The 13,215-nt window shown below is 53.2% G+C and carries 14 protein-coding genes; 8 read left to right on the top strand and 6 right to left on the bottom strand.

What is annotated here, in order from left to right; translation table 11 throughout:
- Positions 1-211 precede the first annotated feature (211 nt).
- The gene (gene speB, locus J4614_RS14450; protein ID WP_000105550.1) at positions 212-1,132 is read left to right on the top strand and encodes an agmatinase; all 921 of its coding nucleotides are present in this window, start codon (positions 212-214) and stop codon (positions 1,130-1,132) included.
- Positions 1,133-1,232: 100 nt separating this feature from the next.
- Here the strand turns inward: speB and J4614_RS14445 are convergent, their stop codons facing one another.
- Entirely contained in the window at positions 1,233-1,991 is a 759-nt protein-coding gene (locus J4614_RS14445; protein ID WP_061377831.1) for a M48 family metallopeptidase, read from the bottom strand.
- Positions 1,992-2,266: 275 nt separating this feature from the next.
- Between J4614_RS14445 and tkt the strand changes: the two genes are divergently transcribed.
- The 7 genes from tkt to J4614_RS14410 all read left to right on the top strand — a co-directional run bounded on the left by tkt (position 2,267) and on the right by J4614_RS14410 (position 10,122).
- Positions 2,267-4,258 (top strand): transketolase, encoded by a 1,992-nt coding sequence (gene tkt, locus J4614_RS14440; RefSeq protein ID WP_000098648.1) that lies wholly within the window; start codon positions 2,267-2,269, stop codon positions 4,256-4,258.
- Positions 4,259-4,569: 311 nt separating this feature from the next.
- Positions 4,570-5,013, top strand: coding sequence for a PTS mannitol transporter subunit IIA (cmtB, locus tag J4614_RS14435; RefSeq protein ID WP_001518319.1), 444 nt, complete (start codon positions 4,570-4,572; stop codon positions 5,011-5,013).
- 27 nt (positions 5,014-5,040) lie between these two features.
- Positions 5,041-6,420: a PTS mannitol transporter subunit IICB gene (locus tag J4614_RS14430; RefSeq protein ID WP_000400411.1), complete on the top strand. Its 1,380-nt coding sequence runs from the start codon at positions 5,041-5,043 to the stop codon at positions 6,418-6,420.
- Positions 6,421-6,443: 23 nt separating this feature from the next.
- A complete protein-coding gene (locus tag J4614_RS14425; protein ID WP_000853170.1) occupies positions 6,444-7,718 on the top strand; it encodes a zinc-binding dehydrogenase in 1,275 nt (424 codons plus the stop codon).
- Positions 7,715-8,686, top strand: coding sequence for a class II fructose-bisphosphatase (gene glpX, locus J4614_RS14420; protein WP_001549372.1), 972 nt, complete (start codon positions 7,715-7,717; stop codon positions 8,684-8,686). The genes J4614_RS14425 and glpX overlap by 4 nt, the downstream gene beginning before the upstream one ends.
- A 213-nt stretch (positions 8,687-8,899) precedes the next feature.
- A complete protein-coding gene (locus J4614_RS14415; RefSeq protein ID WP_000209974.1) occupies positions 8,900-9,409 on the top strand; it encodes an MltR family transcriptional regulator in 510 nt (169 codons plus the stop codon).
- Positions 9,406-10,122, top strand: a complete 717-nt coding sequence (locus J4614_RS14410; RefSeq protein ID WP_001630723.1) for a nucleoside/nucleotide kinase family protein — start codon at positions 9,406-9,408, stop codon at positions 10,120-10,122. The genes J4614_RS14415 and J4614_RS14410 overlap by 4 nt, the downstream gene beginning before the upstream one ends.
- Here the strand turns inward: J4614_RS14410 and J4614_RS14405 are convergent.
- Genes J4614_RS14405 through J4614_RS14385 form a run of 5 tightly spaced genes read right to left on the bottom strand, consistent with a single transcriptional unit; the run spans position 10,091 to position 13,176 of the window.
- Positions 10,091-10,780: an ATP-binding cassette domain-containing protein gene (locus J4614_RS14405; RefSeq protein WP_208293218.1), complete on the bottom strand. Its 690-nt coding sequence runs from the start codon at positions 10,778-10,780 to the stop codon at positions 10,091-10,093. The genes J4614_RS14410 and J4614_RS14405 overlap by 32 nt on opposite strands.
- Positions 10,774-11,451, bottom strand: coding sequence for an energy-coupling factor ABC transporter ATP-binding protein (locus tag J4614_RS14400; protein ID WP_001520421.1), 678 nt, complete (start codon positions 11,449-11,451; stop codon positions 10,774-10,776). The genes J4614_RS14405 and J4614_RS14400 overlap by 7 nt, the downstream gene beginning before the upstream one ends.
- On the bottom strand, positions 11,439-12,146 hold the full coding sequence (locus J4614_RS14395) for an energy-coupling factor transporter transmembrane component T (RefSeq protein WP_000553281.1): 708 nt from the start codon (positions 12,144-12,146) through the stop codon (positions 11,439-11,441). Before J4614_RS14395 ends, J4614_RS14400 begins: the two co-directional genes overlap by 13 nt.
- Positions 12,147-12,725 carry an ECF transporter S component gene (locus J4614_RS14390; protein ID WP_000124001.1) on the bottom strand — a complete coding sequence of 193 codons (579 nt, stop codon included), beginning with the start codon at positions 12,723-12,725 and terminating at the stop codon, positions 12,147-12,149.
- Positions 12,726-12,750: 25 nt separating this feature from the next.
- Positions 12,751-13,176 (bottom strand): PPC domain-containing DNA-binding protein, encoded by a 426-nt coding sequence (locus J4614_RS14385; protein WP_000218562.1) that lies wholly within the window; start codon positions 13,174-13,176, stop codon positions 12,751-12,753.
- Positions 13,177-13,215: the final 39 nt, after the last annotated feature.

Genomic DNA, 13,215 nt, shown 5'->3' with positions numbered 1-13,215 from the left:
CGCTGCGCTTACCGGGCCTACGAATGCAGGCTGGATAAGGTAAAGCCACCACCCGGCAGAATGCTATACTCACTTGAACCCGTATGAATTAACGGCGATAATTCGCCGCAATAGCGATTTACAAATCAATCCCTTCCTCGTCGGGTTTAACGACGCGGAGGGGATTTTTTTTCATCTGTTTTAATGCAACGACTCTAAAAGAGGTCAGGACATGAGCACCTTAGGTCATCAGTACGATAACTCACTGGTTTCTAATGCGTTTGGTTTTTTACGTCTGCCAATGAACTTCCAGCCGTATGACAGCGATGCCGACTGGGTGATCACTGGCGTACCGTTTGATATGGCAACGTCCGGTCGCGCTGGCGGTCGTCATGGCCCGGCGGCGATCCGTCAGGTGTCGACCAACCTCGCTTGGGAACATCACCGTTTCCCGTGGAATTTTGACATGCGCGAGCGCCTGAACGTCGTAGACTGCGGCGATTTAGTGTATGCGTTTGGCGATGCCCGTGAAATGAGCGAAAAATTACAGGCGCACGCTGAAAAACTGCTGTCTGCAGGCAAGCGTATGCTCTCTTTCGGCGGCGACCACTTCGTCACGCTGCCGCTGCTGCGCGCCCACGCGAAACATTTTGGCAAAATGGCGCTGGTACATTTTGACGCGCATACCGATACCTACGCTAACGGCTGCGAATTCGATCACGGCACGATGTTCTACACCGCGCCGAAAGAAGGCCTGATCGATCCGCATCATTCGGTACAGATCGGTATTCGCACTGAGTTTGACAAAGACAATGGCTTTACCGTGCTGGATGCCTGCCAGGTCAACGATCGCGGCGTGGATGATATTCTCGCTCAGGTGAAACAGATCGTCGGCGATATGCCGGTCTATCTGACCTTTGATATCGACTGTTTGGACCCGGCGTTTGCGCCTGGCACCGGTACGCCGGTGATCGGTGGTTTGACCTCCGATCGCGCCATTAAGCTGGTACGCGGTCTGAAAGATCTGAACATTGTCGGTATGGATGTAGTGGAAGTCGCGCCGGCTTACGATCAGTCAGAGATCACCGCTCTGGCGGCCGCGACGCTGGCATTAGAAATGCTCTATATCCAGGCGGCGAAGAAGGGCGAGTAAGTTGTTTTGCCGGATGGCACTGCGCTTATCCGGCCTACAGCTGATTGATGCTTGTAGGCCAGATAAGGCGTTCACGCCGCCATCCGGCACTGTTCGGAGATTATTTGATCCCGTCCGCGCTCATACGATCGCGCACATGCTGTGCGCGTGCGGCGGACGCCGGGTGATCGTCGAACATTGAGCTTTGACGACCCGCTTCCAGTTTTGCCAGTTTCTCAAAGCTGGTAGCGAGTCCTGCCGGACTGATACCGCGTTTGCGCAACAGATCGTAAGAATAATCATCCGCTTCGGACTCCTGACGCTGAGAGAACTGCGAGTTCACCAGTTTTTCGCCAAGATCGCCAAGCTGTGATTGCGACAGGCTGCCGACAACTCCTCCTGCCGATGCCGCCGCGACGCGCACGGCGTTAGTGCCCAGCGCGACCTGCATCCCTTTCTTTACATGACCCAGCGCGACATGGCCCATTTCATGGCCGATCACGGCTTCAATTTCGTTGTCGGTCATCATATCCATCAGTCCGCTGTAGACGCGGATACAACCGTTCGCCATGGCAAACGCGTTGACGTCTTTCGTCTCGTAAACCTTATAGTTCACCGGCTGGCCGTTAATGTTATCCCCCAGCGCGGCGGCAATTTTTGCCAGTCGTTTAGTGTATTCGCTGCTCGCCGGCGCGATTTTCGCTTTGCTGTCGAGCTCTTGACAGGATTGATCGCTCAACGCTTTTACCTGCGCATCGCTTAACGTATAGGCCTGAAAAGCTTCAGCGCCCGAAGAAAGCAGTCCATTAGAGTCCATATTCTGGCAACCGGTCAGCACCGTCGCCATGCCCAAAGCAAGCAGTAAAGCGCGAATTTTCATTTTTCTCTTCCATACGAATTAATATTATTTTGAAATGCGCCCGTTGCAGATGAATTAGCGCCTGGGTTAAGTATAAAGAAAAGCATGGCAGGCAAGTTAGCTAATTGCGCAACATACGAGCACGATCCGGAGATTTCTGAAGCGGTAAAAGGATGTTCCATGTACATGACGCGCGGCTTGGGGTAAATTGTTGGCAAATTTTCCGGCGTAGCCCAAAACGCGCTGTCGTCAAGTCGTTACGGGCATGGCCTTTCAACATCCGATCTGGAGTCAAAATGTCCTCACGTAAAGAGCTTGCCAATGCTATTCGTGCGCTGAGCATGGACGCAGTACAGAAAGCCAAATCCGGTCACCCGGGTGCCCCGATGGGTATGGCTGACATTGCCGAAGTCCTGTGGCGTGATTTCCTGAACCACAACCCGACCAACCCGTCCTGGGCCGACCGCGACCGCTTTGTGCTGTCCAATGGCCACGGCTCAATGCTGATTTACAGCCTGCTGCACCTCACCGGCTATGACCTGCCGATGTCCGAACTGCAGAATTTCCGTCAGCTACATTCAAAAACCCCTGGTCACCCGGAAGTGGGCTACACCGCTGGTGTTGAAACCACTACTGGCCCGCTGGGTCAGGGTATTGCCAACGCCGTCGGGATGGCGATTGCCGAGAAAACTCTGGCGGCGCAGTTTAACCGTCCTGGCCACGACATCGTTGACCACTTCACCTACGTCTTTATGGGCGACGGCTGCATGATGGAAGGCATTTCTCACGAAGTGTGCTCTCTGGCTGGTACTCTGAAACTGGGCAAACTGATCGCGTTCTATGATGACAACGGTATCTCTATCGACGGTCATGTTGAAGGCTGGTTCACCGATGACACCGCGAAACGTTTTGAAGCCTACGGCTGGCACGTTATCCGTGGCATTGACGGTCACGATGCCGACGCCATTAAACGCGCCACGGAAGAAGCTCGCGCCGTGACTGACAAACCGTCCCTGCTGATGTGCAAAACCATCATCGGTTTCGGTTCGCCGAACAAACAGGGGACCCACGATTCCCACGGCGCGCCGCTGGGCGACGCGGAAATCGCGCTGACCCGCGAACAGTTGGGCTGGAAATACGCGCCGTTCGAAATCCCGTCTGAAATCTACGCCCAGTGGGATGCGAAAGAAGCCGGCCAGGCGAAAGAATCCGCATGGAACGAGAAATTCGCGGCTTATGAGAAAGCCTTCCCGCAGGAAGCTGCTGAATTCACCCGTCGTATGAAAGGCGACATGCCGGCTGACTTCGATGCGAAAGCGAATGAATTCATCGCTAAACTGCAGGCTAACCCGGCGAAAATCGCCAGCCGCAAAGCGTCCCAGAATGCCATCGAAGCCTTCGGTCCGCTGTTGCCGGAATTCCTCGGCGGCTCTGCAGACCTGGCACCGTCTAACCTGACCCTGTGGTCCGGTTCTAAGGCTATCAACGAAGACGCGGCGGGTAACTACATTCACTACGGTGTGCGCGAATTCGGTATGACCGCTATCGCCAACGGTATCGCCCTGCACGGCGGTTTCCTGCCGTACACCTCCACCTTCCTGATGTTCGTCGAATATGCCCGTAACGCAGTGCGTATGGCAGCGTTGATGAAACAGCGTCAGGTGATGGTGTACACCCACGACTCCATCGGTCTGGGCGAAGATGGCCCGACGCACCAGCCGGTCGAGCAGGTGGCAAGCCTGCGCGTAACGCCGAACATGTCCACATGGCGTCCGTGCGACCAGGTGGAATCCGCGGTGGCGTGGAAATATGGCGTAGAGCGCCAGGATGGCCCAACCGCGCTGATCCTCTCCCGTCAGAACCTGGCGCAGCAGGAACGTACTGAAGAGCAACTGGCGAATATCGCCCGCGGTGGTTACGTACTGAAAGATTGTGCGGGCCAGCCGCAGATTATCTTCATTGCGACCGGTTCAGAAGTTGAGCTGGCGGTTGCCGCTTACGAAAAACTGACTGCCGAAGGCGTGAAGGCGCGCGTGGTTTCCATGCCGTCCACCGACGCGTTCGACAAACAGGATGCGGCTTACCGTGAATCCGTGCTGCCGAAGGCGGTCTCTGCGCGTGTGGCGATTGAAGCGGGTATCGCTGACTACTGGTTCAAATACGTCGGCCTGAACGGCGCTATTGTCGGGATGACCACCTTCGGTGAATCCGCCCCGGCAGAGCTGCTGTTTGAAGAGTTTGGCTTCACGGTGGACAACGTGATCGCCAAAGCGAAAGCGCTGCTGTAATCCTTAATACGGCATAAAACGGGTCGCTTCGGCGACCCGTTTTTTTAGATACATTTATTTTATCGCTAACAAGGCTTTATTTGTGATTTTTATCACAATTTTGATATTTTGTTATTTGTTGAATTTGCAATTAACATCACAAAATGAAGCTTGCTTTTTATTTTTATAAATATAACAGGTTGTTTTATAGATAAATTATAATCATGTCATTTTAAGCGCTCGCTTTTTCGCCTGGATTGATTTCATTTTGCTGCCCGCGTATTTTATTTTTAACGACAAGTTGTACCCTAAAAATAAAATAAGGATAGTTTATGCGGTTAATAGATTATTTTCCTGAAGCATCTATTACAATAAGACCATTGGCACAAAATTGGCAGGAAGCTGTTGATTTTTCCATGTCATCCCTTTTGGCTAATCGTTATATAAATGAAAATTATATTCAGGCTATCAAAGATTCAACAATCAGTAATGGTCCTTACTATATTCTGGCACCTGGTGTCGCGATGCCTCATGCTCGCCCCGAATGCGGCGCGTTAAAAACCGGGATGTCATTAACATTGCTCAGGCAGGATGTGCAGTTTACCGACGAGGATGACGGCATAAAATTATTAATCGGCCTGTCAGCAGCAGATTCAGATTCACATATTGGCGCTATCCAGGCGTTAAGCGAACTATTATGTGAAGAGGATGTTTTAGCGGCGTTATTAGCTGCGAAATCAGAAAAAGAGCTGGCGGATATTATAGCTCGCGCATAATTATTCTCTCCTTTACAGGATATTAATATGGAACACAAGTCTGCTCGTGCAAAGGTCCAGGCTTTTGGGGGATTTTTGACCGCGATGGTCATTCCCAATATCGGCGCTTTTATTGCCTGGGGTTTTATCACTGCATTATTTATTCCAACCGGGTGGATGCCAAACGAGCATTTCGCCAAAATTGTCGGCCCGATGATTACCTATTTACTGCCGGTAATGATTGGTTCTACCGGTGGACATTTGGTCGGTGGAAAGCGTGGCGCCGTGATGGGGGGAATTGGCACCATTGGCGTTATCATCGGCGCTGATATCCCCATGTTTCTTGGCTCAATGATTATGGGGCCTCTCGGCGGTCTGGTCATTAAATATATTGATCGGTTGCTGGAAAAGCGGATTCCCGCCGGTTTTGAGATGGTGATTAATAACTTCTCGCTGGGTATCGCCGGGATGATTTTGTGCCTGCTGGGTTTTGAAGTGATTGGTCCGGCGGTACTTATTGCCAATAACTTTGTGAAGGAGTGTATTGAATCATTGGTACATGCGGGCTATCTGCCGCTGCTGTCTTTAATCAATGAACCGGCAAAAATCCTCTTTTTGAACAATGCCATCGATCAGGGCGTTTATTATCCGTTGGGAATGCAACAGGCGTCGGAAACCGGAAAGTCCATTTTCTTTATGGTGGCCTCTAACCCGGGGCCTGGCTTAGGTTTGCTGCTTGCCTTTACGCTATTCGGCAAAGGAATGGCAAAGAAATCTGCGCCTGGCGCCATGATTATCCATTTCCTCGGGGGGATTCATGAGCTCTATTTCCCCTATGTGCTGATGAAGCCATTAACACTCATCGCCATGATTGCCGGCGGGATGAGCGGAACATGGGTGTTTAACCTGCTGGATGGCGGCCTGGTTGCAGGGCCAAGCCCGGGGTCAATTTTCGCTTACCTGGCGCTGACGCCGAAAGGTTCTTTCCTTGCTACGATTGCTGGCGTAACGGCGGGAACGGCAGTGACCTTTATTATCACCGCTTTCATTTTGAAAATGGAAAAAAGTAGCGAAGCCGACAGCGAAGATACTTTTAGTGATTCCGCTAAAGCGGTGAAAGCCATGAAGCAAGAAGGCAAATTTTCATATCGCGACGTGAAACGTATCGCCTTTGTCTGCGATGCGGGGATGGGCTCCAGCGCAATGGGCGCCACAACGTTCCGCCGACGTCTGGAAAAGGCGGGCCTGACTATCGACGTTAAACATTACGCTATCGAAAATGTACCGGATGATGCCGATATTATCGTTACCCACGCCAGCCTTGAAGGACGGGTTAAGCGAGTCAGCGATAAGCCCTTAATACTTATTAAAAACTATATTGGCGATCCGTGCCTTGATGATTTATTTAACCATTTGACATCGAATTAATATTTCAGGTTTCTGGAGTAAATATGAAAACGAAAGTAGCTGCTATATATGGCAAGCGGGATGTCCGTATCCGTGAGTTTGAATTACCCGACATTACGGAGAATGAGCTGCTCGTAAGCGTAATTTCCGACAGCGTATGTCTCTCTACCTGGAAAGCCGCTTTATTAGGCAGTGAACATAAACGAGTGCCAGATGATCTGGAAAATCATCCAGTCATTACGGGGCATGAATGTGCTGGAATTATCGTCGAAGTAGGAAAAAATCTGACTGATAAATATAAAAAAGGACAGCGTTTTGTTTTACAACCGGCGATGGGCCTGCCGAGCGGTTATTCTGCTGGCTACAGTTACGAATATTTTGGCGGTAACGCCACGTACATGATAATCCCGGAAGTAGCGATTAATCTGGGCTGTGTTTTACCGTATCACGGCTCATATTTTGCCGCGGCATCGCTGGCGGAACCGATGTGCTGCATTATTGGCGCTTATAACGCCAATTACCATACAACACCTTATGTTTATGAACATCGGATGGGAGTCAAACCCGGCGGTAATATCGCGCTCCTGGCCTGTGCCGGACCGATGGGCATTGGTGCGATTGATTATGCCATTAACGGCGGGATCCAGCCGGCGCGAGTTGTGGTGGTCGATATCGATGAAGCCCGCCTGGCGCAGGCTAAAAAACTGCTGCCGGTCAAACAGGCCGCTGAGAAGGGCATTGAGCTTATCTATGTGAATACCGCGGGCATGGCTGATCCTGCTGCGCAACTTCGGACATTAACCGATGGCGCAGGATTTGATGATGTCTTTGTTTATGCCGCCGTTCCGTCCGTCGTTGAAATGGCTGACGATCTTCTCGCCGAAGACGGTTGCCTGAATTTCTTTGCCGGGCCGACAGATAGCCAGTTCAAGGTACCGTTTAATTTCTACAATGTGCATTACAACAGTACCCATGTCGTAGGGACATCCGGCGGCTCCACGGAGGATATGAAAGAGGCTATTACGTTAAGCGCAACAGCACAGCTTCAGCCTTCATTCATGGTGACGCATATTGGTGGGCTGGATGCAGTACCGGACACCGTACTCAACCTGCCGGATATTCCCGGCGGTAAGAAGCTTATCTATAACGGCGTCACCATGCCGCTGACGGCGATTACTGATTTCGCCGAAAAAGGAAAAACGGATCCGTTGTTCAGGGAGCTGGCGCGTCTGGTTGAAGAGACGCACGGCATCTGGAACGAAAAAGCGGAAAGATACCTGCTGGCGCAATTTGGCGTGGATATCGGGGAGGCGGCATGATGTCTCTGGCATGGCCGCTATTTCGCATTACGGAGCAGGCAGCACTGGCTGCCTGGCCGCAAACGGGATGCGGCGATAAGAACAGAATTGATGGGCTGGCTGTTACCGCGATGCGACAGGCATTGAATGATATCGCCATCCGTGGGCGGATCGTCATCGGCGAGGGGGAGCTCGATCATGCGCCCATGTTATGGATTGGCGAGGAGGTGGGTAACGGCGAGGGGCCGGAGGTGGATATCGCCGTCGATCCTATAGAAGGCACCCGAATGGTCGCCATGGGACAAAGTAATGCGCTGGCCGTCATGGCGTTTGCGCCCCGGGGCAGCTTGTTACATGCGCCCGATATGTATATGAAAAAGCTGGTTGTAAATCGGCAGGCGAAAGGCGTGATCAATCTGGCGTTATCGTTAACCGATAATCTGCGAAATGTCGCCAGGGCGCTAAATAAGCCGCTGGAGGATCTGCGTATGGTCACGTTAGATAAACCGCGGCTGAAACCGGCCATTACACAGGCGACGCAACTTGGGGTTAAGGTATTCGCTCTCCCCGATGGTGATGTAGCGGCCAGCGTCCTGACCTGTTTGCAGGATAACCCTTATGATCTGATGTATACCATTGGCGGCGCGCCTGAAGGCGTAATTTCCGCCTGTGCGGTAAAAGCGCTGGGCGGTGATATGCAGGCGGAGCTACTCGACTTTTGTGAAGCGAAAGGGGACAACGCTGACAACCGCCTGGTGGCGCAACAGGAGCGTCAACGCTGCGAAGAAATGGGCGTTGCGGTTAACCGTGTCTACTCCCTTGATGAGCTGGCTGCCGGTAACGACATTCTCTTTAGCGCGACGGGCGTTACGGGCGGCGATCTGGTTAACGGGATCCAACGGGTTGCGAACGGTGTGCGCACGCAAACTTTACTGATTGGTAGCGCAGATCGAACGTGTAATATTATAGACTCTCTGCATTCATGGTGACTTATCCCCGTCATTCTTCACGTTGCAAGTACGTTGGCGACGCGCGTTCACACCAGTCACTTACTTATGTAAGCTCCTGGTGGTTCTCTCTCTTGCCGCTTGTCTGCAACTCGAATTATTTAGGGTATATACTCTGGGCTTTTCAGGATGAAGGACGGTGGCAAGTCCACGCCCACCTGTAGCTTGAAAGACGATGAGTATATCGGGACACAAATGACGACGCTGACAGAAGACGATGTGCTTGAGCAACTGGATGCTCAAAATAATTTACTTTCGTTTATGACGACGGCACATAACATTTTGCTCCAGGGCATTAAGCGCTTTCTGCCGTCGCTGTTTGTCGATAATGATGAAGAAATTGTGGAATATGCAGTGAAGCCGTTACTCGCTCAAAGCGGGCCGCTTGACGATATCGACGTTGCATTACGTCTGATTTATGCGCTGGGGAAAATGGATAAATGGCTCTACGCTGACATCACCCATTTTTCTCAGTTTTATCAGTACCTGCATGAACAGGACGCGATTCCCGGTTTTGCCGACGACATTACCTGGGACTTCATCAGTAACGTTAACTGTATTACCCGTAATGCGCCCTTATATGGCGCGCTGGAGTCGATGAAGTTTGCCGACTTCGCCGCGTGGTCTGAGGTGCGTTTTACCGGTATGGTCAAAACGGCGATGGCGCTGGCGGTAACGACAATTTTAAAGGAATTAACGCCGTGAAAATCGCATTAACGGTTAATGGGCTGCACGTTGAAGCACATTATCATGATGATGAAATAGAGAAGGTTCACAAGCCCTTACTGCAACAACTGGCTAAAGTACATGCCGCTAAACCTGAGCGCCGTACCATCGTTTTTCTTAGCGCGCCGCCCGGCACAGGCAAATCCACGCTGACCACCTTCTGGGAATATCTCTCTCGTCAGGATGCTGGCCTGCCGGAAATTCAAACGCTTCCCATGGATGGCTTTCATTACTATAACCGCTGGCTGGAGGCGCATCATTTACGTGCCTGTAAAGGCGCGCCGGAAACCTTTGACGTTGATAAGCTGGCGGAAAATCTGCGTCTGGTGCGGGCTGGCGAAGCGACCTGGCCGCAGTACGACCGACAGCGGCACGACCCGGTGGAACACGCTGTTATGGTCACGGCGCCGATCGTGATTGTGGAAGGAAACTGGCTCCTGCGTGATGACGACAGATGGCGCGCGTTAGCGGAGTTTTGCGATTTCTCATTATTTATTCGCGCCCCGGCGGAAACCTTACGCGCCCGGTTGATTGGACGTAAACTGGCGGGAGGATTATCACAGGCGGAGGCGGAAACCTTTTATGAACGCACCGACGGCCCAAATGTGCGCCGGGTGCTGGAAAGTAGCCTGCCAGCCGATCTCATGCTGGAAATGACCTCTACGGGCGAATATCGGATGGCGTGTCCTTAATGATGTTACGCGGCGTTATCGCGCCATTATGCAGCCGTACCCCCCGTGAAAAATGACGCCGGGTAAACGCAGCGTCATGGCTAATCGCCACGACGCTGGTTCCCCGGGCCCGGCATGTCGCCAGCCAGTGTTCAAATACGGTTAGCCAGTGGGCGTCAAAATCCCGGCTGGGTTCATCCAGCAATAACACAGGCGGCGCCATCGCCTCCAGACTGGCGACCGCCACCATCCGGCGCTGCGCGGCGTGCAGATCAAGCGGGTGTGCCTCGGCGACGTCCGTTAGCTGGCATAACCGCAGCGCGGCCTGCGTGCGCCGTGAAATTTCCTCCGCCGATAAGCGTTGTAGTTTCAGCCCAAAAGCGACCTCTTGCGCGACATTGCTGTGGAAAATCTGGTTTTCTGCTTCCTGAAAGAGTACGCCGATAGCGGCGGCGCGTTGACGATTTTTAAGCTGCGCAATCGGCTCTCCATTAAGCGTTACCGAGCCGGAAGTGGGGGAAAGCAGGCCGGCCATAATCCGTAACAGTGTTGATTTTCCCGCGCCGTTATCGCCGGTCAACGCCAGCCATTCGCCGTCACGAAGTTCAAGCGAGATAGCGTGCAAACAGTCGGCTGCGGCATCCGGCCAGCGATAAGCGACCTGATTTAACGTCAACATAATGGGGTTAGCGCTCCGTCGCGCAATTGCCATACCCGCTGGCATCGCGTCAGAAAAGGAAAATGGTTACGCTCAAAAAGCACAATGAGAGAATGACGTTCCAGCGCCCACTGTTGTAACCGTTCCAGCAGCATCCCGGTGGCCGCTGACGTCAGCCGACTGAAGGCTTCATCAAGAATTAACAGTCTGGGCTGCATGGCAAGCGCGCTGGCAATTACTACCCGCTGCGTTTCGCCGCCGGAGAGCGTGCCGGGATGGCGATGGCGTAACGACTGGCAGTTTGTCAGAGTCAGCGCCTCGTCAATGCGCCGTAAAATTTCCGCTTCATGGAGGCCGAGATTCTCCGGGCCAAACGCCACCTCTTCCTCTACGCTAAAGGTACAGCCGGAAAGCTGTAAATATGGCGATTGCTGCACCAACTGGATGGTGGGCGACTGTTCTACCAGCGGGAGCCGCCCGATAGGGACGCCAAGCAGTAAGCCTGTGCCGTCAATATCGCCGGGAAGATAATCCGGATACCAGCCAGCCATCAGTTGCGCCAGCGTACTTTTTCCGCTGCCGTTATCGCCGACTATTGCCACTATTCCGGGTGTTGAATAGTGGAAATCAAAACATGCCGGCGGGCGTGTCGCATCGGACGGAAGATAACGAAACTGCTCTAACGTAACCATATCCATACTCCCGCTTCCGCTAGTATTAGCAGTACCATGCCATACCGCGCAACCCGTTGTAACATGCTATCTTTCGGCGCCCACAGCGTGGTTCGGGCTCGATGCAGCCGAAACCCCCGCATATCCAACGCCGCGCCGCGTATTGTCAGATCGTTAAGCGCATTTTGCGTAAGCGGCACGATCAGCGCAGGCATAGCCCGTAGCCGCTGATACCAGCCTTCATCCAGCGGTACGCCGCGCGCGCGCTGGGCTTCATGAACGATCGTCAGTTGTCGTTTGAGTTGTTCGACGACCAGCAGCGGGCCAGCGAACAGGTAAGCGATGCCGGGTGGCAGACGTGAAGCGAACAGGGCGCGAATAAACCGCTGAACCGGCACATACTGCATCCATAGCTGCGACGTCGACACGATCGCCAGCAGACGTAGCCATAGCGTAACGGCATATACCCAGCGCTGCGGATCGCGAGGCTGCCCGCTTATCCATTCCGTTAGCCAACCGCCATGTACCAGCCATAGCCCAAACCCTAAAGACAGCATCAGCCAGGCGACATACTTCGCCCGCCGCCGCGTTGATTTCAGCGCCAGCAGACAGAGGAAGGCCGCCGCGCTATAAATCGGGAGCACGGTCTGCGCAGAGAGCAGCAGCGTGGTGCAGGCCGCCAGCGCCCATAAGGTTAACGAGGTAAACGGATGCATTTAGCGTACGGCTGACATCGCAGGAAAATGCCGTGTCGTACGTAACGGTAGCTGACGCAGCAGCACCCAAACGATGATCGCCGTCAGAATTTTATCGACCAGATTAGCACCTATGACGGTAATCGCGACCGACTCCACCAGGTTTTGGCCCATTGAATGCATCCAGGCGACGAATAAATCAGCGCCGCTACCGGTAACGCCGCCAAAAAGCGCGGTACGAAGCGGTACGGCGACCAGCGTCACCGCTAACGTAATGACGACGCCGCTGACGATCACTTTGGGCAGGGTACGAAACCAGCCTGCGCGCGCCAGCCACCCGGCGACCAGACCGATAACCATCGCTACCGGGGCAAACGCGGCAGCGATAGGGTCGGTAAGTAGCCCCCACAGCAAGTTGGTCAGAAGCCCAGTCAACATGCCGATGAACGGCCCTAACAGCACCGCACTAATTAAGGTGCCGATCGAGTCGAGAAAAATAGGCAGCTTCAACATGCTAATAAGCTGTCCGCCAATCATATTGATGGCAATAGCGATGACAATCAGCACCAGAGACTGGCTGGAAAACGGGCGACGCGCCATAAAGTACCTCTTAAAGAGTCGTCAATTAACGGGAAGAAATATGCAGTTCGTCATAACCGGAAATGGCGCACGGTTGACGGCTGAACGTCAGTGCTGGCAGCTCGCCGATAACCAGTTCCAGCGTGGTACGCACGGTACACCCTGGCATCATATGGCCGCCGAGCATAGCCCCGTAGGGATCTGATACCGCGAGATGCAGATGCTCGCCGGTCAATTCAAGCGTGCCGTTTAGCGAGATAACTTCAAACGTGCCGGTGAGCGATGTGGTCGCCTCTTGCCCGGCATAACGCAGCGCAACATCGGCCAGACTGCCGGTACACCCTGCAATCCAGGCGGCATGTAATTGGTTCTGTTGCACAAAGGCGTGTAATTGGGAAAACACTTCCTGGCCGGGAAGCAGACGAAGCGCGTAAAAGCGCGCTGTAGAGGCATTGTGGTGAGATACAGTCATCGTTACAGGACTCCGAGACTCGGACGTGGCGCTGATAAT

The sequence above is a fragment of the Salmonella sp. 32031103-2018-00083-FB-01-SM-01 genome (assembly GCF_017571995.1).
Taxonomy (GTDB): domain Bacteria; phylum Pseudomonadota; class Gammaproteobacteria; order Enterobacterales; family Enterobacteriaceae; genus Salmonella; species Salmonella enterica.
This window is presented reverse-complemented; position numbering and strand designations above follow the sequence as displayed.

Bases quoted from the DNA above. Each gene is read 5' to 3' on its own strand.
- speB (WP_000105550.1), top strand. From the start codon at position 212: ATGAGCACCTTAGGTCATCAGTACGATAACTCACTGGTTTCTAATGCG.
- J4614_RS14445 (WP_061377831.1), bottom strand. From the start codon at position 1,991: ATGAAAATTCGCGCTTTACTGCTTGCTTTGGGCATGGCGACGGTGCTG.
- tkt (WP_000098648.1), top strand. From the start codon at position 2,267: ATGTCCTCACGTAAAGAGCTTGCCAATGCTATTCGTGCGCTGAGCATG.
- cmtB (WP_001518319.1), top strand. From the start codon at position 4,570: ATGCGGTTAATAGATTATTTTCCTGAAGCATCTATTACAATAAGACCA.
- J4614_RS14430 (WP_000400411.1), top strand. From the start codon at position 5,041: ATGGAACACAAGTCTGCTCGTGCAAAGGTCCAGGCTTTTGGGGGATTT.
- J4614_RS14425 (WP_000853170.1), top strand. From the start codon at position 6,444: ATGAAAACGAAAGTAGCTGCTATATATGGCAAGCGGGATGTCCGTATC.
- glpX (WP_001549372.1), top strand. From the start codon at position 7,715: ATGATGTCTCTGGCATGGCCGCTATTTCGCATTACGGAGCAGGCAGCA.
- J4614_RS14415 (WP_000209974.1), top strand. From the start codon at position 8,900: ATGACGACGCTGACAGAAGACGATGTGCTTGAGCAACTGGATGCTCAA.
- J4614_RS14405 (WP_208293218.1), bottom strand. From the start codon at position 10,780: ATGTTGACGTTAAATCAGGTCGCTTATCGCTGGCCGGATGCCGCAGCC.
- J4614_RS14400 (WP_001520421.1), bottom strand. From the start codon at position 11,451: ATGGTTACGTTAGAGCAGTTTCGTTATCTTCCGTCCGATGCGACACGC.
- J4614_RS14395 (WP_000553281.1), bottom strand. From the start codon at position 12,146: ATGCATCCGTTTACCTCGTTAACCTTATGGGCGCTGGCGGCCTGCACC.
- J4614_RS14390 (WP_000124001.1), bottom strand. From the start codon at position 12,725: ATGGCGCGTCGCCCGTTTTCCAGCCAGTCTCTGGTGCTGATTGTCATC.
- J4614_RS14385 (WP_000218562.1), bottom strand. From the start codon at position 13,176: ATGACTGTATCTCACCACAATGCCTCTACAGCGCGCTTTTACGCGCTT.